Here is a 20,797-nt window from a genome sequence, read left to right on the forward strand (position 1 = left end):
GGCCCCGGCGCAAAATCATCCCGGTCAAATGGTTCCCTATAACCATGAACCGCTCTAGTCCCCGGCGCCGGCCGGAACAACGCGCAGCGACTCCAGTGGCCGGCCTGCGGCCGCGGCGATCAGGGAAACGAGCTCGTAGAGCCGCGATACGGGCTCAAGCTTCAGTTTCGTCGCCGCCATGTCCTTGTCGCCGCCCGCCGCCGGGCACACTGCGGCGCGGAAGCCGAGGCTTTCCGCCTCGCGCAGTCGCGCCGGCATGTGACCGACGCGGCGGATAGCGCCGGAAAGGCCGATCTCGCCGAAATAGACCGTATCGGCGGGAAGCGCCACGTCGGCGAGCGAAGAGACGATGGCCGCCGCGGCGGCGAGATCGGCGGCAGGCTCGGCGATGCGCAAGCCGCCGGCGACGTTGAGATAGATGTCGAGGCCGGCAAGCCTAAGGGAGCAGCGCGCGTCGAGCACGGCAAGCACCATCGCCAGACGGCTCGCGTCCCAGCCGACCACGGCGCGGCGCGGTGTGCCGAGCGGCGAGGGCGCGACCAGCGCCTGCACCTCGACCAGGATCGGCCGTGTGCCCTCCATGCTGGCGAAGACGGCGACCCCCGGCGTTCCCCCATCGCGCTCGCTCAGGAACAGCGCCGACGGGTTTGCGACCTCGCTCAGGCCCTCGCCGGTCATCTCGAAGACGCCGATCTCGTCGGTCGGCCCGAAGCGGTTCTTGACCGCGCGCAGGATGCGGAACTGGTGCAGCCCGTCGCCCTCGAAATAGAGCACCGCGTCGACCATGTGCTCGACGACGCGGGGGCCGGCGATCTGGCCGTCCTTGGTGACGTGGCCGACGAGGGCTACGGCCGCGCCCGAGCCCTTGGCGTAGCGGATCAGCGCCTGGGCCGCGGCACGCACCTGGGCGACGGTGCCGGGCGCCGATTCCACGGCGTCGCTCCACATGGTCTGGATCGAATCGATCACCACGAGGCCTGCCGGCGGTTCGGATTGAAGCGTGGCGAGGATGTCCTCGACGTTGGTCTCGGAACCCAGCGCCACGCCGGCGCCGTCAAGCCCGAGGCGTTTGGCGCGAAGCTGCAACTGGGCGATCGCCTCCTCGCCGGAGATATAGACGGCCCGCCTGCCGCCGGCCGCAACCGAGGCCGCCGCCTGCAACAGCAGCGTCGACTTGCCGATGCCGGGATCGCCGCCGACCAGGATCGCCGAGCCCGGCACCAGACCGCCGCCGGTGACCCGGTCGAGCTCGGCGATGCCCGTCCCGGTGCGCGGGGCGGGGCTCAGCTTGCCGTCAAGAGCGGTCAGCGAAAAGGCGCGGCCCTTGCGCGGCTTGCGGCCGGGGGCGGGAGGAACCGCCTGCTCCTCGACAAGCGTGTTCCATTCGCCGCAGGATTCGCAACGCCCGCTCCATTTCGACGCCACCGCACCGCAGCTCTGGCAGACGAAGGGGTTGCGCGGGCGGGCCATGGGGGTCAGGCGGCCCCTGTCGTGCCGTCGACATAAATGCGGGCGAAGCGGCGGCCGAGCCGGGTGAGGATCTCGTAGCCGATGGTGCCGCCGGCTTCGCCGAGCGCGTCGACGCCGATCTCGGGACCAAGCACGCAGGCCCAATCACCGCGCCGCACCGCGCCCTCCCCAAGCCCGGTCACGTCGGCGACGATCAAGTCCATGGATACCCGCCCGACGACGGGGCAGGGCTTGCCGGCGATAATCGCGCCGCCGCCGGGCCGATCGCAGGCAGCCCCGGCAGGGCGCGGAAATCCGTCGGCATAGCCGAGCGCCAGCGTCGCAAGGCGCCGCGGGCCGGGCGCGGTCCACTGAGCGTTGTAGCCGACAGTGGCGCCGGCTTTGACGTTGCGAAGCTGCATGATGCGCGCTTCGAGCCGCACCACCGGAGCCATGGGATTGGGCAAGCCCGGCTGCGGGTTGCCGCCGTAAAGCGCGTAGCCGGGGCGCACCAGGTCGAAATGCGGTTGTTGCGACAGGAAAATCCCGGAAGAGTTGGCAAGACTCGCCGGCACGCCTGCGAACAGGGCCCCGAGGGCTGCGAAATCGGCAATCTGGCTGGCGTTGAGCGGATCGTCGGGAAGCTCTGAGGAGACGAAATGGCTCATCACCAGAGCAAGCTCGAAATCGTCGAGCGCGCCGGCTGTCTCCCGCGCCAAGGCGCGGGCCTCGGCAAGCGACAGGCCGAGCCGGTTCATGCCGGTGTCGACATGAAGGGCCGCCGGCAGCCGCTTGCCCGCCGCGCGGCAGAAGGAGGCCCACTCGGCGACCTCGTCTGCCGTGCACAGAACCGGCCGGGCGCCGATTTCCGCATAGGTCGCGGCCGCCCCCGGCGTCAGCCCGTTGAGGATATAGACCGTCGCCTCGCCGGCAAGCGAGCGGACCTGGCGCGCCTCATTGGGCAGGGCGACGAAAAAGGTCAGCGCGCCCGCATCAGCCAGCGCCGGCACGACCTTTTCGACGCCAAGCCCATAGGCGTCGGCCTTGACCACGGCGGCGCATTCCGCAGCCCCGACGCGGCCGGCCAGAAGGCGGTAATTGGCGGCGAGCGCCTTCAGGTCGATGGTCAGCCTGGCGCCGGCCTCCTCGGTTGCTGAAACGGCCATGGCGGCTGTTGTGCCCGCTCAGGCGACCACGATCAAGCGGCGCGTGGATCCTAATCCTCCCAGCCCGGCGGCAGATGGCCTTCCTCGATAAGGTCGTGGAAGCGGGTGAACTCGCCGGTGAACTGCAGCTTCACGGTGCCGATCGGCCCGTGGCGCTGCTTGGCGATGATCACCTCGGCCAGATTGAGGATGTTTTCGCCCTCCGCCTGCCATTTCAGGTGATCGTCGGTGCCCGCCTTGGGCTCGCGACGGGAATGGTAATATTCCTCGCGAAAGACGAACATGACGATATCGGCGTCCTGCTCGATGGAGCCGGATTCGCGCAAGTCCGAGAGCTGCGGGCGCTTGTCGTCGCGGTTCTCAACTTGGCGGGAAAGCTGCGATAGGGCCAGGATCGGCACATTAAGTTCCTTCGCCAAAGCCTTGAGATTGGTGGTGATTTCCGAAACCTCCTGGACCCGGCCCTCGGCCGCTCGCCGGCTCGATCCGGACAGCAGCTGCAGATAGTCGACGATGATCAGGCCCATGTTCCGCTGCCGCTTCAGGCGCCTGGCGCGGGCCGCGAGCTGGGCGACGGTGATGCCGCCGGTCGGGTCGATGTAGAGCGGGATGTTCTGCATCGTTTGAGCGAAGGTCTGCAGGCGGCCGAATTCCGCCTCGTCGATCTTGCCGCGGCGGATAAGGTTCGAGGCGATTCTGGCCTCCTGGGAGATCAACCGCGTGGCCAGCTGCTCGGCCGACATTTCGAGCGAGAAGAAGCCGACCACCGCGCCGTCGACGACCCGCTCGGTGCCGTCTGCGTCGGTCTCGGTGCGATATTTGTTGGCGATATTGTAGGCGATGTTGGTGGCGAGCGCCGTCTTGCCCATGGACGGCCTGCCGGCGATGATGACGAGGTCGGAGCTCTGCAACCCGCCCATCATCCGGTCGAGGTCGCGAAAGCCCGTGGCCAGCCCCGACAGGCCGCCGTCGCGCTGATAGGCGGCCGCCGCCATGTCGACGGCGTGGGTGAGGGCGGCGGAGAAGTTGAGGAAGCCCGAGCCGTATTTGCCACGCTCGGCGAGTTCGAACAGGCGCTGCTCGGCCTCCTCGATCTGCGCCTGGGGCGGGTGCTCGACGGGCGAATCGAAGGCGGTGTTGACCAGATCCTCGCCGATCAGGATCAGGTTGCGGCGGATGGCGAGGTCGTAAATGGCGCGGCTGTAATCGGCGGCGTTGATGACCGTGGTGGCCGCGCCGGCAAGGCGCGCCAGATAGGCCTGGGCGCTGACGCCCGGAACAAGCTCTTCTCTCTCGAAGAAGGTTTTCAGCGTGATCGGCGAGGCAAGCTTGGTCGCCCGGATGAGCTGACCGGCGATGTCGTAGATGCGGGCGTGGACCGGCTCGAAGAAATGCCCCGGCTCAAGGAAGTCCATGACCCGGAAATAGGCGTCATTGTTGACCAGGATGGCCCCGATCAGCGCCTGTTCGGCTTCGATATTGTGTGGCGCCTGGCGGAAGGGCAAGTCGTCGCCCGGGTCCGCCGTCCGGGCTTGGCTTGTGCTGTCCATAATTCTTATCGTTCGGTCTGTTGGTTAAAGCGATAACGCCGCCGACGCCCGACAACAAGCCGCAGGCGGCACAAATCGCCATTCATACCCGCTATTCACAGGCGCCCGAATTTGGGGCCGTCATTGACGCTGAAATGCTTGACCTTTACCGCCCGGCTATGCGGTGCAGCTTTGCCTCGCCGATTCGCGGCGGGCCGACAGCATAGATGTAATCCCGGGACAGGGGTACGGAATCGATTTTTTTCGCAAGCTGCATCTGGAACACCGTCAAGCCCTGATGGCGGAAGGCTGCCTCGGAGCCATGCAGGTAGAACTGCCACATGCGGTAGAAGCGCTCATCGAGCATCTCCTCCACCTGCGAGCGGTGCGCGGCCAGGCGCTCGCTCCAGTGCCGCAGCGTGGCGGCGTAATGCAGGCACCAATTCTCGAAATCGGTCAGATAGAAGCCGCGGCGCTCGAGGATCGGTGCAAGCTGCGACAGGCTCGGCAGATAGGCGCCGGGAAAGATGTAACGCCTGATCCACGGATTGATCGGCGCCGGCGGGGTCATCCGGGCGATGGTGTGCAGCACCGCGACCCCGTCCTCGGTGAGCAGGTCGTAAACGTGTTCGAAGAACTCGGGGTAGTGCGGTCTACCGACATGCTCGAACATGCCGACCGACACGATGCGGTCGTAGGGGCCCTTCTCCAGCCGATAGTCGAGCCGCTTGAATTTGACCCTGTCGGCGAGGCCGGCCGCCGCGGCGCGCGCGTTCGACACCTCGTACTGGTCGACGGAGAGGGTCACGCCGGTGACCTCGACATCGAAATTCTGAGCCAGGAAGATCGCCAGCCCACCCCATCCCGAGCCGATGTCGAGCACCCGCATGCCCGGCGCGAGAAGCAGCTTCTGCGCCAGATGGTGCTGCTTGTTGACCTGCGCCTGCTCGAGCGTTTCCTCCTCTTCGCAGAAATAGGCGCAGGAATATTGCAGGTCCGAATCGAGAAAGATTTCATAGAGGGCGTGCGAAAGGTCGTAATGGTGGCGGACATTGCGCTCCGCCCGGCCGACCCAGTTGAGCACCTTCGGATAGTTGAAAATTTCCGCCAACCGTTCAAGCAGCCGCCCGAACCGACCGGCAGGCAAGGCCATGGCCCGCGAAATCAGCGCAATGTCGAGGAAATCGCGCAGCGTGCCCTCGACGATCCTGAGATGCCCGTCTGTGTAGGCCTCGCCAACTGCGAGGCTGGGGCGCAGCAGAATCCGCCAGCCGAGCAACGACTTGTCGACCGCGATGCGCACCCGCGGCTTGGCGCCCGTCACGCCGTAGCTGAGCAGCGACCCGTCCGGAACGACCACCTCCAGCGCGCCGTGGCGGACCATGCGTCGCAACATACGATCGAGCAAGAACCAGGGCATGACGTCCCAACTGCCGCTACTTGGATAATGCCGGATCGCATTTTACGTAACTTATCGCGTTCGGCAATAACCGCTCTTGGGACGCGGGTGTGAGACTGGCGTGTTGTTCTGGCTTGCGCCGACGGCTCAAGCGGCACGTTCGCCCGTTTTACTCGGTCCTTTCCTCGTCCTCGGCCGGCGCGGCGTCCGCTTCCGCCTTGCTTTCCGCGGCTTCAGAGGCCTCCTCCTCGGCGAGTTCGGCGGCCACCTCGCGCGCCTGCTCTGCGTCCTCGAGCAGCTCTTCCAGGGCCGGCGCCGCCTGTTCCTCGATCTTCTCCTCGCGGGCGAGCGTCACGGCCTCGCCGTGCGCCTGGCGTTCGGCTTCCTCATTGCTGCGCGCGACATTGACGGTGACCATGGCCTCGACCTCGGGATGAAGCGCGATCGCCACTTGGTGCAGGCCGAGGGTCTTGATCGGCATATTGAGCTGCACCTGCGTGCGCTGCACGGAAAAGCCGTTCTCGCTGATCACGTCGGCGATGTCGCGGGTCGACACCGAACCGTAAAGCTGGTCGGTCTCGCCGGCCGAGCGGATGGCGGTAAAGCTCTGCCCGCCAAGCTTGGCCGCGACCTCTTCGGCCTCGCTCTTGCGCTCCAGATTGCGCGCCTCGAGCTGCACGCGGTCGCGCGCGAAGCGCTCCAGATTGGCCTTGTTGGCGCGCATGGCCTTGCCCTTCGGCAACAGAAAATTGCGCGCATAGCCGTCTTTGACGCGGACCACCTCGCCCATCTGGCCGAGCTTGGCGATGCGTTCGAGAAGAATGACTTCCATCTTTGTTGCTCCTACCCATGTCGCTGTTGCGTCAGCGAATCCGTCAATCGGACCTTGAATTGGAATTGTCGTTTCTGGGCGCCGGCGGGCCGCCACGTCCCCGCATGCGGGCGAATGTCCGCGCCCGCAAATTGAGCACCGGCTCGGCCAGGCCGAGCATGGCGACCAGCGCGCCTGTCCAGCTCAGCACGGTTCCCGTCCAGCCGAGAAACAGAAGCGCGAAATAGACGCCGCCCAGAAAGATCGGCCGCATCGGGCTCGGCAAGGTCACCACATGCAGGACCGCCAGGCCCAAGAGTGTATAGGCGAAAGCGAAGCCGGCCGCGAAGGCGCCGGAGATGAGGCCGGCAAGCCCGGGCAGAAACGACGCTAAGAGGCTTGCCGCCAGCGCCATGGTGAGCCCGTTCGGCAGCTCGAAGCGCTTCAGATCCGGCCACGGTCGCCTGAACCTTCCGGAGACCAGTACGATGCGCGCCGCCAGATACATGCAGGCGAGCGTCGCCGCCATCCATATGATCACCGACAGTGGCGGCATATGGCGCACAAAAAGGGTCGCGAGCTGCTCCGCATCCAAGCCCGGCGGCACGTCCGGCACCCCCTCCGCGCCGTTCGAAATGAGACGCTCGAAGACGCCGCGAATGCTCTCCTCATAGGCCTCGAGCGAGAACCCGAAAGCGGCGATGGCCGGCAGGATCAGGCAGCCTCCGATCACCGAACTCCAAGCGACAAGGCGGCCCAGCGGATACCATTCCTGCCTCGGGCCGGCCGCCGTCTGCGTCTGGCGCGACAGGCCGGCCAGATAGCTGAGCCAAGCCGCCGGCGCACCGATCGCAAGCATAAAGATGAGGCTGCCGAGCGACCCGAGGGCGAACATGACGGCAACGGCGCCGGCGATGGCGGCAAGGCCGGCCGTGGCCCAGCCCCAGCCGAGGCCGGCGATGAACAGCGGCAGCGTGCCAACGTAGAACAGGATGAGCGCCGCCGGCGTGCCGGTGTTTGCCGCGCTGTAGACCAGCGCGGCGGCAAGCCCCGCAGCCAAGCCGATGGCGATCTGATAACCCATGTCTCGCGCTGTCCCGCTTCAAGCGGTTAGAGACGCTGGACCCCGCCTGTCCGACGCGGGCTGCGTCCCAACCGAGATTCAAATCCGGTTCCGGCCCTAAGGAATAAGGTAGGGCAAGAGACCGAGGAACCGCGCCCGCTTAATCGCGCGGGCGAGCTCGCGCTGTTTCTTCGCCGACACCGCTGTGATGCGGCTCGGCACGATCTTGCCGCGCTCCGACATGTAGCGTTGCAGGAGCCTGACATCCTTGTAGTCGATCTTCGGCGCGTTCGGACCGGAGAAGGGGCAGGTCTTGCGGCGGCGGAAGAACGGCCGCCGGACCGGCATCTGTGCGACATCCACCATTTCTTAGTCAGCCTCCGCCTCAGTATCGGCCTTCACGGCCTTTTTCTCGGTCTCCTTGCTGGCCTCCTTCGCCGGTCCCGCCTCCGCGCGCTCGGACGACCTGCCGCGCGGCCGCCGCTCACGGTCGCGGTCACGGTCGCGGTCACGGTCACCATCGCGACGCGGACCGCGGCGTTCCTCGCGCGCTTCGCGACGCATCATCGCCGAAGGGCCTTCTTCGTGGGCCTCAACGCGGATGGTCAGGAACCGAATAACGTCCTCGTTGAGCCGCATCTGCCGCTCCATTTCGGCGACCGCGGCAGGTGGAGCGGTAACGTTCATCAAGGTGTAGTGCGCCTTGCGGCACTTCTGCATACGGTAGGCGATCGACTTCAGACCCCATTGCTCGGTCTTGGCGATGGTTCCACCTTGATCGGCGATGATCGACTTGTAGGTCTCGGCAAGTTGCTCCACCTGCTGCGCCGACACGTCCGGGCGCGTCAGGAACACATGCTCGTAATGCGGCATGGAATTTCGGCCTTTCCTTCACTTCGCTGTTTCGGCGCAAAGCCCCTTTTCAAGCCGGCGAAGACGCGGAAAGGCTCAAAGAGGACCGCAAAAGAGCGGAGACACGGGAAGCCGGGCCGACAAGGCCCTGCCGCGGTTCCTCGGAAATCATGGTGCCCCGAGGACTTGGCGGCCTTCCGTTCAGCCTCCGGCCGAAACGGTTGCAGCGGCCGCGTTTATAAGGCTTTTGCTGTGCAATGCAAGTGGCCTCGACGGGGTGCGCGTGACCCGATCCGGGCGCGTGGCGGCGCTGCATCTTGACATCGCAACTTATCGGTTCACTTTGCGCCTTCCATCTCGCGCATCATCAGGGGGCAAGGCAAGATGGCGGTTGCATTCGTGTTTCCCGGCCAGGGCAGCCAGCAGGTCGGCATGGGTCGAGCCTTGGCCGACGCCTACCGCCAGGCGCGCGCCGTTTTCGACGAGGTCGACGAGGCGCTCGGCGAGAAGCTCAGCGACATCATATGGGAGGGCCCGGAGGACCGACTGACGCTCACCGCCAACACCCAGCCGGCGTTGATGGCGGTCAGCCTGGCAGTGGTGCGGGTGCTCGAGGCGGAGGGCGTCAAGACTGCCGAGGCGGCCAAATATGTCGCCGGCCACTCGCTCGGCGAATATTCCGCGCTCGCCGCCGCCGGCGCGCTCTCCATCGCCGATACCGCCCGCTTGCTGAGATTGCGCGGCAGCGAGATGCAGAAGGCGGTGCCGTTGGGCGAGGGGGCAATGGCGGCCCTGATCGGGCTCGATTTCGACGCCGCCGTTGAGGTCGCGAATGCCGCCGCCGAAGGCGAGGTGTGCCAAGCGGCGAACGACAATGCGCCGGGCCAGGTGGTGGTCTCGGGCACCAAGGCGGCGGTCGAGCGGGCGATCAGGATCGCCGCCGACAGGGGCGCGAAACGGGCGTTGCTATTGCCGGTGAGCGCACCGTTCCATTGCGCCCTGATGGCGCGTGCGGCCGACGCCATGGCCGATGCCTTGGACGCGACCGAGGTGCGCCCCACCGCCGTGCCGCTGGTCTGCAACGTCACCGCGGCGCCCATCACCGAGCCCGACGACATCCGCAGGCGGCTGGTCGAACAGGTGACCCGCACCGTGCGCTGGCGCGAAAGCGTCGCCTTCATGGCGCAGAACGGCGTCGACACCCTTTACGAACTCGGTGCCGGTAAGGTACTGACCGGTCTGGCCAAGCGCATCGACCGGGAATTGCGCGCGCACGCCGTCGGCACGCCCGACGAAATTGCCGCCCACGCCCCGGAACTCGCCTGAGTCGGCATGAAACCGGCGCCCGCCTTCACATGCCCAGCCGTAGCTGACCGGAGTCCTGCAAATGTTCGATCTTGAGGGGAAATGTGCGCTCGTCACCGGCGCATCCGGTGGCATCGGCGCGGCCATCGCGAGGGCCCTGCATGGGCGCGGCGCAACGGTAACCCTGTCGGGCACGCGCGAGCCGTTGCTAAAGGAACTGGCCGCCGAACTCGGCGAGCGCGCCCACGCGATGACGTGCGATCTGTCCGATTCTGAGGCCGTGAATGCCCTTGCCGCGCGCGCCGAGGAGGCGATGGGCAGCCTCGACATTGTCGTCAACAATGCCGGGATGACCCGCGACGGACTGCTCCTGCGCCTGCGCGACGAGGATTGGCAGGCCGTCATCGACGTCAATCTGACCGCCGGCTTCCGCATCGTGCGCGGCGCGCTGCGCGGCATGATGCAGCGGCGCTGGGGCCGGGTGATCGGCATCTCATCGGTCGTCGGCGTCACCGGAAATGCCGGACAGGGCAACTACGCCGCCGCCAAGGCCGGCATGATCGGCATGACCAAGGCGCTCGCCCAGGAGGTCGCCAGCCGCAACATCACCGCCAACTGCGTTGCCCCGGGGTTCATCGATACGGCGATGACCGAAGCGCTCAACGACAAGCAGCGCGCGGCGATCCTTACCAAGGTTCCCGTCCGTCGCCTCGGCAGCGCCGAGGAGGTTGCCGCGGCGGTGGTTTACCTTGCCAGTTCCGAGGCCGCCTATGTGACCGGCCAGACCCTGCATGTGAACGGCGGAATGGCGATGATCTGATGCGCCGGCGGGCGCTGCCTGCGGCGACAATCACGCTTGATGGACAGGTCGGTAAGCTGGTAAAGGGCTTGGGTGGTCGAGGGCGGCAAAGTGTGATACCAACCGCGCCGACCGAACCTCACCGGATCAGGGAGGGACCCTTCGCTGGCGGCCTTAAAGCGCGGGGGGAGCACGGACTTGCCTTGGCTCCGCGGGGTCGTTCCTTTCGGTTCGTCTGGAAATTAACGGGGAAGCAGCCTATGAGCGACATTGCAGAGCGGGTAAAGAAGATCGTCGTCAAGAATCTCGGCGTGGAACCCGAAAAGGTCACGGAAAACGCCAGTTTCATCGACGATCTGGGGGCCGACAGCCTGGATACGGTTGAGCTCGTTATGGCATTCGAAGAGGAGTTTGGCTGCGAGATCCCGGACGATGCCGCCGAGACCATTTTGACGGTCGGCGACGCCGTCAAGTTTCTTGAAAAGAACGCCAGCTAAGGCCTGTTCGGCTGAGCCGGTGAGCGCCTCGTCCGCCGGGTGGCTCTTCAGTACAGTCGTCTGGAATGATTGCCGATGAGACGAGTTGCGGTGACCGGCCTCGGCATGGTGACGCCCCTGGGATGCGGGGTCGAGACCACATGGTCCAGTCTGATCGCGAGCCTGAGCGGCGCCCGTAGAGTCGTAGAGTTCGACGTTTCCGACATTTCCGCCAAGATCGCCTGCCGGGTGCCGCGCGGCGACGGCGAGGGTGGAACGTTCAATCCCGACGACTGGATGGAGCCCAAGGAGCAGCGCAAGGTCGACGAGTTCATCACCTTTGCGATGGCCGCGGCCGAGCAGGCGCTCGACGACGCGGGCTGGCACCCCTCCACCTATGAGCAGGAAGTCCGCAGCGGCGTCCTGATCGGTTCGGGGATAGGGGGTCTGGAAGGCATCGAGCAGGGCGCGCTTTTGGTTCGCGACCGCGGGCCCCGGCGCTTGAGCCCGTTCTTCATCCCCGGCCGTCTCATCAATCTGGCCTCGGGCTACGTTTCCATCCGGCACCGGCTAAAAGGCCCGAACCATTCCGTCGTCACCGCCTGTTCGACCGGCGCCCACGCGATCGGCGACGCGGCGCGCATGGTGGCGCTGGGCGATGCCGAGGTCATGGTCGCCGGCGGCACCGAGTCCCCGGTCTGCCGCTTGGCGATGGCCGGCTTCGCCGCGTGCCGGGCTTTGTCCACCGCTTTCAACGACGAGCCGGAACGCGCCTCGCGGCCGTACGACAGGGATCGCGACGGTTTCGTCATGGGCGAGGGGGCCGGCATCGTGGTGGTCGAGGAGCTGGAGCACGCCAAGGCGCGCGGCGCCAATATCTATGCGGAGATCGTCGGCTATGGTCTGTCCGGCGATGCCTATCACATAACCGCGCCGGCAGCGGACGGCGACGGCGCGCGGCGCTGCATGCGCGCGGCGATCGCGAGCGCCGGCCTCGAGCCGGCAGATATCGACTATGTGAACGCGCACGGCACTTCGACCCCGCTCGGCGACGAGATCGAGCTGCACGCGGTCGAAACGGTGTTCGGCAACGCCGCCGGCCGGCTGTCGATGTCGTCGACCAAGTCGGCGATCGGCCACCTGCTGGGGGCAGCCGGCGCGGTGGAGTCAATCTTCTCCATTCTCGCCATCCGCGATCAGGTGGCTCCGCCGACCATCAATCTCGACAATCCGTCGGTCAACACGGTGATCGACCTCGTCGCCCACAAGGCGCGGGAAAGAGATATCGACACGGTGCTGTCCAACTCCTTCGGCTTCGGCGGGACCAATGCATCATTAATCTTTCGCCGCTACGATGGCTGACCTGCATGGGCGGCATCGGCCGCTCACCGTTTCGCCATAATCATCGCTAAATTCTGGGCTAGTTTCTGATCCCCAAGGCAAGGCTCGCGATCACGGAAGGGCGATGTGTTTGGTTTGAAGTCTCGCAATGCCGCCGAGGTGGACGCGGCACCTGATCAGCCGGAAGAGATTCTGGGACATCTGGAATTCGGCAACGCCGGAGCCGATCACTATTATCCGCGCTCGCCGAGAGAGGCGATCCAGCCGGAACACGTGCCGCAGCCGCCCGATGACGGGCGCGGCAAGCGCCACCCGGTCATGATGCTCGGCAACGGCCTCATCTCGCTTCTGATCTTCCTGTTCATCGCCTCGGGCGGAATATTCTTCATCCTCAAGCAGCAGTTCGAGGCACCGGGCCCGCTGAGGCAGACCCGCGCGGTCGTCGTTCCGGAGGGCGCCACCGTCACTCAGATCGCCAGCCGCCTCGAGCGGGAGGGCGTCATTGCCGACAGCACCCTGTTTCTCGCCGGTGTCTATGTGGCCAAGGCCGCCAGCAACCTCAAGGCCGGGGAATATCTGTTTCCGGAGCAGGTCAGCATGCGCGACGTCATGGACCGACTGATCGAGGGCCGGGCGATCCTGCACAAGATCACTATCCCCGAAGGGCTGACCAGCGCGCAGATCATCGCCCGGCTGATGCAGGACGAAGTGCTGACCGGCGGGGCTGGTGAAGTGCCGCCGGAAGGCACGCTGTTGCCGGAGACCTACAAGGTGACCCGCGGCACCGAGCGCAGCGCCCTGATCAGACGCATGCGCAGGGCGCATGAGCGGGCGATCGCCCGCATCTGGGAGCGCCGTGACAAGGACCTGCCCCTGAAATCGCCCGAGGAGCTGGTGATCCTCGCCTCGATCGTCGAGAAGGAGACCGGCAGGGTCGACGAGCGCCCGCGCGTGGCCTCCGTCTTCATCAATCGCCTGAAGCGGTCGATGCGGCTGCAATCGGACCCGACCATCATTTATGGCATTGCCGGCGGCAATGGGAGCCTCGGACGGCCGATCCGGCAGAGCGAGATCGACAAGGTGACCCCTTACAACACGTACCAGGTCGGAGGATTACCACCGACGCCGATCGCGAATCCGGGAGTCGAGGCGCTCGAGGCGGCGGCCAATCCCTCGCGCACCCAGGATCTGTACTTCGTCGCCGACGGGACCGGCGGTCATGTGTTCGCCGCCACGCTGGAAGAGCATAATCGCAATGTCGCCCGCTGGCGCGATGCGCAGAAGCAGGCGCAGCGCGAGGCGCAACGCGAGGAGGTCGAATCGGAGCAGCCGGTCGCTGAGGCTGAGTCGCCGGACCCGCTGCCCCCCATGCCGCTCAATCTCAATCTGAGCCCGTTGCCCGGCTCGGCGGGCGAGGCCAGTCCGGGGGCGTATTCCCTGCAATGATCCAGCGCGATTTCCGGTCGAATTGAGTCCAGCTGACCGGGAACCGCTGCAAGCTGCCGACTCGCGCCCTTGAGGGCGACGGCCCGGCTCTGTAAAGTCCCTGCGTGCCCGCGAATCGCCGGCGCGGAGGACGGGAACGGATCCCCATTCATGACCCTCATGAGCATGACCGGATTCGCGCGCAGCGAGGACGCGCGCGGGCCGCTGCGCTGGTTCTGGGAGGTGAGGAGCGTCAATGGCCGCGGTCTCGATCTGCGACTGCGCCTGCCGGCCGGCTTCGAGCGGTTGGAAGTGGGGTTGCGCCAGCGGCTGAGCGGCCGGCTCGCGCGCGGCTCCGTCCAGGCGAGCCTTCAGGTCCAGTCCGACACACCGGTCTCGGAGGCGCGCATCAACATGGCCGTCCTGAAGCAGATGTTGGCAACGGCGGAGGCTTTGCGCGGGCGCATCGAGGCGGACCCGCCACGACTTGACGGGCTGTTAGCGCTGAAGGGCGTCGTCGAGCTTGTCGAACCGCAGCAGAACGAGGCGGAAACCGAAGCGTGCCGTGCCGCCATTGAGGCCTCGTTCGATGCCGCGCTCGATGCGCTGATTACCATGCGCACGGAGGAAGGCGCGCGCATCGGCGAGGTGCTTTCCGCCCAACTCGATTCCATGGCCAAGCTCGCTGATGCCGCAACCGAGCTCCCCGCGCGAAAGCCCGCGGCGGTGCGCGAGCGGCTCACCGCCCAGGTGCAAAAACTGCTCGAGGCGAGCGACCAGCTCGAACCGGACCGCCTGCACCAGGAAGCCGTTCTGCTTGCCGCCAAGTCCGACATCCAGGAGGAGCTCGACCGTCTCGAATCCCATGTGGCGGCGGCGCGCGAGCTTCTCCAGACCGAAGGCGCGGTCGGGCGCAGGCTCGAGTTCTTGGCGCAGGAGTTCAACCGCGAGACCAACACGCTGTGCGCCAAAGCGGCCGACGTGAGCTTGAGCGCGATCGGCCTGGAACTGAAGTCCCTCGTCGACCAGTTCCGCGAGCAGGTGCAGAACATTGAATAGCAGGGCCGCGCCACCGCCGATGCCACGCCGCGGGTTGATGCTGGTGGTGTCTTCGCCTTCGGGGGCCGGCAAGACCACCCTGACCCGTCTGCTGCTTGAGGCCGAGGGCGATATCAGCCTTTCGATTTCGGTGACGACGCGGCCGCGCCGCCACAGCGAGGTGGACGGGACGGATTACCATTTCATCACCGAAGAGCGCTTCGAGGCACTGCGCGCCCGCGACGAGCTTCTGGAATGGGCCGAGGTCCACGGTAACCTTTACGGCACGCCAGCCAAACCCGTCGAGCAGGCGCTGTCGGCCGGCCGCGACATGCTGTTCGACATCGACTGGCAGGGCGCGCGGCAATTGTCCGAAAAGGCGCGCGCAGACATGGTCGGCGTCTTCATCCTGCCGCCCTCCGCGGGCGAGCTCAGAGCGCGGCTCGAGCGCCGCGCCGAGGACAGCGCCGAGGTCATTTCGAGCCGTCTGGCCGGCGCCCGCACCGAGCTCGACCACTGGCTGGAATATGACTTCGTGATCGTCAACCAGGACCTGGAAGAGAGTCTTGCGGGGCTGCGCGCCATCCTTGCCGCCGAGCGGCTGCGCCGCGAGCGGCGCGCCGGCCTTGCCGATTTCGTGCACGGGATTCAGGCGGACTTGTAGTCCGAAATCCACCTGATGCGAATCCGATTTCGGTCCTATCTTTTTGGTCGAGCATGTTGTTCTCGCAAAACCGGTTCCCACTCTTGCGGAACATGCTCTAGGCGTCGAGGGCGCGGGCGATGGCGCAGAACTGCTCGACGCTGACGGTCTCTGCCCGCGCCGTCTCGGCGATGCCGAGCGCCTCCAGAGCGGCAATCGCCTTTTCCACCCACGCCTTGTCGCCGAGCCCTTTGAGGCTCGATCGCAGCATCTTGCGCCGCTGGCCGAAGGCGGCCGCGGTCAATCGCTCAAGCGTCCGGCGCCGGCACGGATAGGGTTTCACCTGCGGCTCAAGCTCGACCAGGGCCGAGGTCACGTTCGGCGCCGGCACGAAGGCTCTCGGGCTCACCGTGAACAGGATGCGCGGCCGGGTGCGCCACTGCGCCAGCACGGCGAGCCGGCCATAGGCCTTGCTGCCCGGCGCAGCCGCGATCCGCTCGGCCACCTCCAACTGGAACATCAGCACCAGCCGGTCGAAGAAGGGCGGCCAGGGCTCGGCCGACAGCCAGCCGGTAAGAAGCGGCGTCGCGATATTGTAGGGAAGGTTGCCGACGATGCGCACGGGCGCCGGCGCAAGCGATGCATAGTCCGTCTTCAGCGCGTCGCCGGAGACGATTTCGAGCCGTCCCGGGCAGCAGGCGGCGATCTCCTTGAGCGCTTCGAGGCAGCGTTCGTCGCGCTCAATGGCGACGAGCTTGGCGGCGCCCTCGGCGAGGAGCGCGCGGGTAAGGCCGCCCGGCCCCGGCCCGACCTCGATCACCGTGACGCCCGCAAGCGGGCCTGCGGCGCGCGCGATGCGGCCGGTCAAGTTGAGGTCGAGGAGAAAATTCTGGCCCAGGCTCTTGCGCGCGGAAAGGCCGTGTCTGGCGATGACCTCGCGCAGCGGCGGCAGTTCGCCAAGGCCCGTCAAGGCCGGGATCCGGCAAGGCGGCCGGCAAGCCTGATCGCTTCGATCAGGCTCGTGGCGCTGGCCCGACCGCTGCCGGCGATGCCAAAGGCGGTTCCGTGGTCGGGCGAGGTGCGCACGAAGGGAAGGCCGAGGGTGACATTGACCGCGCGATCGAAGGCCAGCGTCTTGATCGGGATCAGCGCCTGGTCGTGATACATGGCAAGGGCCGCGTCATAGCGCGTTCTGGCGGCAGCGTGAAACAGGGCGTCGGCAGACACCGGGCCGAAGGCATCGATGCCCTCGGCGCGGAGCTGGGCGACGGCCGGCGCGATCATCGTCGCTTCTTCGGTGCCCAGCACGCCGGCCTCCCCGGCATGGGGGTTGAGCCCGGAAACGGCGAGGCGCGGGGCCTTGATCCTGAACTTGTCGGTCAGCTCGCGGGCGACGATACGCCCGGTCTCGACGATCAGCGCCGTGCTCAGGGCGCCCGGCACGGCGGCAAGCGGGATGTGGATCGTAACCGGCACGACGCGCAGCTCGTCCGAGGCCAGCATCATGACCGGGCGCGCGGGCCGGCCCCACGCCTTGAGCGCCAAGGCGCCGAGAAACTCGGTGTGTCCGGGATAGTCGAATCCGGCGTTGTAAAGGCCCGCCTTGTGGATCGGGTTGGTGATGAGGCCGGCGCCGCGCTTGTCATGGATCAGCGCCACCGCCTGCTCGATGCAGGCGATGATGCAGGGCGCATTGGCGGCATCAGGCTGACCGGCGCGGCTCGGGCGGGCCAGCGGCACGGGGACAACCGGCAGCGCTTCGCAGAACAGCCGCGCTGCCGCCTCCGGCTCGGCGGGTTCGACGCGGAGTTCGAGCCCGCAGGCGGCGGCCCTTGCGCGCAAATCGTCCGGGTCGCCGAGATAGGCGAAGGCCGGCAGTCCTTCCCGCTCGCGCGCGAGCCAAGCCCGGGCAGCAATCTCCGGCCCGATCCCGGCCGGATCGCCCATGGTCAAGAGCAGTGGCGGCGGCTCGGCCATTGGTCCGGATGCACCGGCCAAAGGCCTAACGCCGCTCGATGACGGCGTCCCGCTTCAGATCGAGCAGATGCCGTCGGGACATGGCCTCGAATTCCTTATTGATCAGCTCGATTTCCGCCGTCCGCCGGGCGAGCTTCTCGTCCTTGATTTCGTTCTTGGCGCAGACCGCGATCAGTTCGACGCCGGTGTCGTGGATTCGCGGCGCCGTCGTCTGGTTGACGCCGAGCTCGTCGAACGTCTTGCGCTCGGCAGGCGACATGGCGTCCGAGGTATGCTGGCCGAGATCGTTGATCACCACGTCGGGCACGCCGGCGACCTGCGCCTTGGTCTCCGCACAGGAGCGGAAGCCGCGCTGAAGGTGCTTGGCCAGGTTGACCCGTGCGTTCACCGTCGCCTCGGAAGCATCCTTGGGCACGATGAACAGAATGCCCTGCAGAATGAATTCATAGCGCGTCGAGATCTTGGGACCCTCAATGTGCCGCAGCGCCTCGTCGACATCCTCCGGGCGCGCTTGCAGGTTGCGGCCGAAGCGGGCGCGGATGACCAGAGGCCAAACGAGCTGCGTCTCGATGCGCTTGGAAAACGAACTTATGTTGATGCCAACGCCGCTCAGAGCGCGCGTGAATTGAGGCACGGTCATCTTGGTGCGTTGGGCGATATCCTTGAGCTGCTGCTGCACACCCTCTTGCGGCACATTGATATTGAGGCGCTTGGCCTCCTGCATGATGAGCTTTTCCTCGATCAATTCGTCGATCGCCCGGCTGCGCAGACGGTTGGTGTCACGCTGGCCGGTGGTGACGGTGATCAGCCGCACGCGCTGTTGTACGTCGTAGTTGGAGATCGGCTCGTCATTGACCAGCACGGCGATGCCCTGGGCATTCTGGGCCATGGCCGGCGCGCCGCAAAGCGCCGCCAGCATGCTCGTCAGGGCCAAGCCCAGCAATGCGGAGAGAATTGGCCTTTGCATGGTTGTCGCAGCAGATGTCATCGCTTCAATCGTTCCGTCATCGATTCGCCTTGGCACCCATCGTGGCGGTTAGCTGGCAAAGTCGGCAATTTTGTGCCACCTGCAACCTGCTCCGGTCAATTGGTTCCCAATGACCGGGGGGCTGATCCAGGCAAAACGGGCCCGCCGCTCCGCCGCACGTGCCGAGGCTCAATAGGGCTCGGGCAGGGAGGCGTTCCCGGCTGAAATCGTCGTAGAGCCGAGCGTTTTCAAATCGATGAACAGCGATACCGTTCGGTTCGGCTTGTCGTCACGGTCGCGGAAATAGTCCTCCGAATAATCGACCCGAACCGTGGCGCAATCGCAGAAATACCCGAGCCCGACACCGCTTTGCACGCGCGTGCCGCCGGCGAGGTCGTAGCGGAAATGGCCGAACAGGCGCCAATTGCTGGTGAGATCCAGCGACCCACTGGTGAGGACCTCCTCGCGATCGCTAATGACGCCGGGGGTCGGCGCTTGCATGTGCTTGGAATAGGTCACCGAAGCGAAGACCGGACCGGCGCGGGCCCAACTCTTGAGGTCGTGGCGGCGAATGTCGAAACTGTCGCGGTCGAGGCGGAACTGAGTCGCCAAGCCGAAACTACTAGCCGGCTCCAGGATGACCGCGCCGACAATGTCGGAGCTGTCGCCGCCGAGCCCGGTCGTCGGATCGAACGAGTTGGCGCCAGCGAGGTGGAAAGACTGACCCAGCAGCACGGTTCCGTAACCCCAATCGTTGGTCTGCACGGTGTAGCGCACGCCGACATTGGCGCGGGATCCGCCCTCGGCCCGGTCGAAGCCGGAGAATTTGTCGATGTCGAACAGGATCGTGTCGTCGAAGACCAGGCTCTGCGCGTCCTCGTTGGAGATCTGGCTGCGATTCTGCTCGTCGGGGCGGACGATCAACTGCGCGATCGGCTCGATCACCTGGTTGCCCCAGGAATGGGTCGAAATGAACGGGAAGCTGTAATTGACGCCGGCCGCCGCCATGCCCCGCGTCACCGTTTCCTGACTCCTGAGGCCGCTGGGCAGGACCGTCGCGTCGAAGACCTCGTTGACCCAGTAGACATCGCCGCGGAAGTCGAAGAACGGCGTGAATTGCTGGCCGTGGCTGTCGGTGAAAGTGCGCCGCCATTCGACGTCGGCGATGATCCGGCTGGCATCCGCGCCGACGTCCCGGGTGAGACTGTAGGCATGCAGGTTGAAGCCGAGTTCGCCACCCATCACCGACTGGTCGAACAGGTAGTTATAGTCCAGCACCGGATGAACCAGCGGCTGGTCCGGCGGCGGCAACGGCACGCCGCCGACGAGAAATGCGGTGTCGGTGGCCGGATCGATCGGTGTGCCGAAGGGCAGGATGCCGGCCGGGTCGGTGAAGGTCGCCGGGCTCGCGTAATTCCTCAGATGCATCGCCCTGAGATCGAAGTGGTTGCGGTCGCTCAAGCCGGTGAGGAAGAGTTCCGACACCTGCTCGGTATCCGAATCCAGGTCGTAGACGCGCAGGAACGTATCGTCCGAGACTGCGGTGATGTCCCATCCCGTGGTCCAGAACTCGTTGATCCGAAAGGCGCCGGCGCTCTGCACCGAGCCGCGCAAGCGCTCGTTGCCGGGCGCCGGCAGCGCGTCCGGATCGAGCTGACTGATGCCGGCGGCGCGAATGTAGTAGCTGCCGCTGATCAGCCGCTGGCGCCACTCCGCCTTGGCCAGAACGCCTTGCTTGCTGGTCACCCGCGGGCTGAAGGTCAGGTCGTAATCCGGCGCTAGGGCCCAGAAATAGGGCACCTCGACGCTTGCGCCGAGCTGCGAGGAGACGCGCAACCGCGGCGTCAGAAATCCGGACTTGCGCTTCACCGAAGGGTCCGGATGGCTGAAATGAGGCAGATAGGCGATCGGCACGCCCGCGAACTCGAAGGTGACGTCGTCATATTCGATGACTTTTTCGGCTTGGTTGTGCACGATCTTGACCGCCTTGATCTGCCAGATCGGTGCCTTTTCCGGCGTCTCGGGGTTGATCTTGCAGGCGGTGTAGACGGCCCGATTGAAGATGATCAGATTGCCTTCCCGGCGTTGCGCCGTGGCGGCGGCAATGCGCGCATTTTCCGGCGTCAGCACCGACAGGGAGCGCACGAAGCCTTCGCGGAAATCGCCGGTTAGGGTGAGACTTTCGCCGAACAGCACGTTGCCGTCCGGCTCCCTGAGGCGGACGTTGCCCAGTGCCGTCACCGTATCGTGGCGTTTGTCGTAGATGACGCGGTCGGCGGTCAGCGCGTAGTCGGCGTAGTAAATCTCGACATTGCCGGAAGCGGTGACCTGATCGAGGTCGTAGTCGTAAATCATCTCGTCGGCTTGGACGAGCAGGGGAATGCCGGTCTTGGCATCGGGAAGCTGGAGAAAGCCAGGCCCCTGAGCCGGCACGGGCGGCGCTGCCGCCAGGCACAGCAGGGCTGCAAACGCCAAAAGGCGGCCGACCCGCGAACACACCCGCGCCGCCACCTCTCGGCCGGAGTACACAACTCTACGCCGCCGAAGCGTGTGATCT

At 66.1% G+C, this 20,797-nt stretch carries 19 protein-coding genes; 7 read left to right on the forward strand and 12 right to left on the reverse strand.

What is annotated here, in order from left to right; all coding sequences use genetic code 11:
• Positions 1-54 precede the first annotated feature (54 nt).
• From radA to rpsF, 8 genes are all read right to left on the reverse strand, one after another.
• Positions 55-1,470, reverse strand: coding sequence for a DNA repair protein RadA (gene radA, locus Q8P46_13520; GenBank protein MDP2621167.1), 1,416 nt, complete (start codon positions 1,468-1,470; stop codon positions 55-57).
• A 5-nt stretch (positions 1,471-1,475) separates the two neighbouring features.
• Positions 1,476-2,615, reverse strand: a complete 1,140-nt coding sequence (gene alr, locus Q8P46_13525; protein ID MDP2621168.1) for an alanine racemase — start codon at positions 2,613-2,615, stop codon at positions 1,476-1,478.
• Positions 2,616-2,665: 50 nt separating this feature from the next.
• Positions 2,666-4,165: a replicative DNA helicase gene (locus tag Q8P46_13530; GenBank protein MDP2621169.1), complete on the reverse strand. Its 1,500-nt coding sequence runs from the start codon at positions 4,163-4,165 to the stop codon at positions 2,666-2,668.
• 145 nt (positions 4,166-4,310) lie between these two features.
• Positions 4,311-5,564 carry a cyclopropane-fatty-acyl-phospholipid synthase family protein gene (locus tag Q8P46_13535; GenBank protein MDP2621170.1) on the reverse strand — a complete coding sequence of 418 codons (1,254 nt, stop codon included), beginning with the start codon at positions 5,562-5,564 and terminating at the stop codon, positions 4,311-4,313.
• 148 nt (positions 5,565-5,712) lie between these two features.
• Complete coding sequence (rplI, locus tag Q8P46_13540; protein ID MDP2621171.1) at positions 5,713-6,375, reverse strand: 50S ribosomal protein L9; 663 nt, start codon at positions 6,373-6,375, stop codon at positions 5,713-5,715.
• 43 nt (positions 6,376-6,418) lie between these two features.
• Positions 6,419-7,438 (reverse strand): DUF2232 domain-containing protein, encoded by a 1,020-nt coding sequence (locus tag Q8P46_13545; protein ID MDP2621172.1) that lies wholly within the window; start codon positions 7,436-7,438, stop codon positions 6,419-6,421.
• Positions 7,439-7,534: 96 nt separating this feature from the next.
• Positions 7,535-7,783, reverse strand: coding sequence for a 30S ribosomal protein S18 (gene rpsR / locus Q8P46_13550; GenBank protein MDP2621173.1), 249 nt, complete (start codon positions 7,781-7,783; stop codon positions 7,535-7,537).
• A gap of 3 nt (positions 7,784-7,786) precedes the next feature.
• Positions 7,787-8,290 carry a 30S ribosomal protein S6 gene (rpsF, locus tag Q8P46_13555; GenBank protein ID MDP2621174.1) on the reverse strand — a complete coding sequence of 168 codons (504 nt, stop codon included), beginning with the start codon at positions 8,288-8,290 and terminating at the stop codon, positions 7,787-7,789.
• A gap of 363 nt (positions 8,291-8,653) precedes the next feature.
• Here rpsF and fabD point away from each other — a divergent pair, with 363 nt between their 5' ends.
• From fabD to gmk, 7 genes are all read left to right on the forward strand, one after another.
• Positions 8,654-9,595 (forward strand): ACP S-malonyltransferase, encoded by a 942-nt coding sequence (gene fabD, locus Q8P46_13560; GenBank protein ID MDP2621175.1) that lies wholly within the window; start codon positions 8,654-8,656, stop codon positions 9,593-9,595.
• Positions 9,596-9,656: 61 nt separating this feature from the next.
• A complete protein-coding gene (fabG, locus tag Q8P46_13565) occupies positions 9,657-10,394 on the forward strand; it encodes a 3-oxoacyl-[acyl-carrier-protein] reductase (protein ID MDP2621176.1) in 738 nt (245 codons plus the stop codon).
• Positions 10,395-10,633: 239 nt separating this feature from the next.
• Complete coding sequence (locus Q8P46_13570) at positions 10,634-10,870, forward strand: acyl carrier protein (GenBank protein MDP2621177.1); 237 nt, start codon at positions 10,634-10,636, stop codon at positions 10,868-10,870.
• 75 nt (positions 10,871-10,945) lie between these two features.
• Positions 10,946-12,211, forward strand: a complete 1,266-nt coding sequence (gene fabF / locus Q8P46_13575; GenBank protein MDP2621178.1) for a beta-ketoacyl-ACP synthase II — start codon at positions 10,946-10,948, stop codon at positions 12,209-12,211.
• 105 nt (positions 12,212-12,316) lie between these two features.
• On the forward strand, positions 12,317-13,636 hold the full coding sequence (mltG, locus tag Q8P46_13580; GenBank protein ID MDP2621179.1) for an endolytic transglycosylase MltG: 1,320 nt from the start codon (positions 12,317-12,319) through the stop codon (positions 13,634-13,636).
• 150 nt (positions 13,637-13,786) lie between these two features.
• Positions 13,787-14,674: a YicC/YloC family endoribonuclease gene (locus Q8P46_13585; protein MDP2621180.1), complete on the forward strand. Its 888-nt coding sequence runs from the start codon at positions 13,787-13,789 to the stop codon at positions 14,672-14,674.
• A 37-nt stretch (positions 14,675-14,711) separates the two neighbouring features.
• Entirely contained in the window at positions 14,712-15,317 is a 606-nt protein-coding gene (gmk, locus tag Q8P46_13590) for a guanylate kinase (GenBank protein ID MDP2621181.1), read from the forward strand.
• Positions 15,318-15,414: 97 nt separating this feature from the next.
• Here gmk and rsmA read toward each other — a convergent pair whose 3' ends face one another.
• The 4 genes from rsmA to Q8P46_13610 form a co-directional block, all read right to left on the reverse strand.
• A complete protein-coding gene (rsmA, locus tag Q8P46_13595; protein ID MDP2621182.1) occupies positions 15,415-16,266 on the reverse strand; it encodes a 16S rRNA (adenine(1518)-N(6)/adenine(1519)-N(6))-dimethyltransferase RsmA in 852 nt (283 codons plus the stop codon).
• Positions 16,263-17,273, reverse strand: a complete 1,011-nt coding sequence (gene pdxA, locus Q8P46_13600) for a 4-hydroxythreonine-4-phosphate dehydrogenase PdxA (GenBank protein MDP2621183.1) — start codon at positions 17,271-17,273, stop codon at positions 16,263-16,265. The genes rsmA and pdxA overlap by 4 nt, the downstream gene beginning before the upstream one ends.
• A gap of 25 nt (positions 17,274-17,298) precedes the next feature.
• Positions 17,299-18,261 (reverse strand): SurA N-terminal domain-containing protein, encoded by a 963-nt coding sequence (locus Q8P46_13605; protein MDP2621184.1) that lies wholly within the window; start codon positions 18,259-18,261, stop codon positions 17,299-17,301.
• A 168-nt stretch (positions 18,262-18,429) separates the two neighbouring features.
• Positions 18,430-20,769, reverse strand: a complete 2,340-nt coding sequence (locus tag Q8P46_13610) for an LPS-assembly protein LptD (GenBank protein ID MDP2621185.1) — start codon at positions 20,767-20,769, stop codon at positions 18,430-18,432.
• Positions 20,770-20,797 lie beyond the last annotated feature (28 nt).

The organism is Hyphomicrobiales bacterium, assembly GCA_030688605.1.
In the GTDB taxonomy this organism is placed as follows: Bacteria; Pseudomonadota; Alphaproteobacteria; order Rhizobiales; family NORP267; genus JAUYJB01.

Excerpts from the sequence above, each read along its gene's own strand:
- Q8P46_13535 (MDP2621170.1), bottom strand. The coding sequence starts at position 5,564 with ATGCCCTGGTTCTTGCTCGATCGTATGTTGCGACGCATGGTCCGCCAC.
- Q8P46_13530 (MDP2621169.1), bottom strand. The coding sequence starts at position 4,165 with ATGGACAGCACAAGCCAAGCCCGGACGGCGGACCCGGGCGACGACTTG.
- rpsR (MDP2621173.1), bottom strand. The coding sequence starts at position 7,783 with ATGGTGGATGTCGCACAGATGCCGGTCCGGCGGCCGTTCTTCCGCCGC.
- rpsF (MDP2621174.1), bottom strand. The coding sequence starts at position 8,290 with ATGCCGCATTACGAGCATGTGTTCCTGACGCGCCCGGACGTGTCGGCG.
- pdxA (MDP2621183.1), bottom strand. The coding sequence starts at position 17,273 with ATGGCCGAGCCGCCGCCACTGCTCTTGACCATGGGCGATCCGGCCGGG.
- alr (MDP2621168.1), bottom strand. The coding sequence starts at position 2,615 with ATGGCCGTTTCAGCAACCGAGGAGGCCGGCGCCAGGCTGACCATCGAC.
- gmk (MDP2621181.1), top strand. The coding sequence starts at position 14,712 with ATGCTGGTGGTGTCTTCGCCTTCGGGGGCCGGCAAGACCACCCTGACC.
- Q8P46_13570 (MDP2621177.1), top strand. The coding sequence starts at position 10,634 with ATGAGCGACATTGCAGAGCGGGTAAAGAAGATCGTCGTCAAGAATCTC.
- Q8P46_13545 (MDP2621172.1), bottom strand. The coding sequence starts at position 7,438 with ATGGGTTATCAGATCGCCATCGGCTTGGCTGCGGGGCTTGCCGCCGCG.
- fabG (MDP2621176.1), top strand. The coding sequence starts at position 9,657 with ATGTTCGATCTTGAGGGGAAATGTGCGCTCGTCACCGGCGCATCCGGT.
- Q8P46_13605 (MDP2621184.1), bottom strand. The coding sequence starts at position 18,261 with ATGACATCTGCTGCGACAACCATGCAAAGGCCAATTCTCTCCGCATTG.
- fabD (MDP2621175.1), top strand. The coding sequence starts at position 8,654 with ATGGCGGTTGCATTCGTGTTTCCCGGCCAGGGCAGCCAGCAGGTCGGC.
- radA (MDP2621167.1), bottom strand. The coding sequence starts at position 1,470 with ATGGCCCGCCCGCGCAACCCCTTCGTCTGCCAGAGCTGCGGTGCGGTG.
- fabF (MDP2621178.1), top strand. The coding sequence starts at position 10,946 with ATGAGACGAGTTGCGGTGACCGGCCTCGGCATGGTGACGCCCCTGGGA.
- rplI (MDP2621171.1), bottom strand. The coding sequence starts at position 6,375 with ATGGAAGTCATTCTTCTCGAACGCATCGCCAAGCTCGGCCAGATGGGC.
- Q8P46_13585 (MDP2621180.1), top strand. The coding sequence starts at position 13,787 with ATGACCCTCATGAGCATGACCGGATTCGCGCGCAGCGAGGACGCGCGC.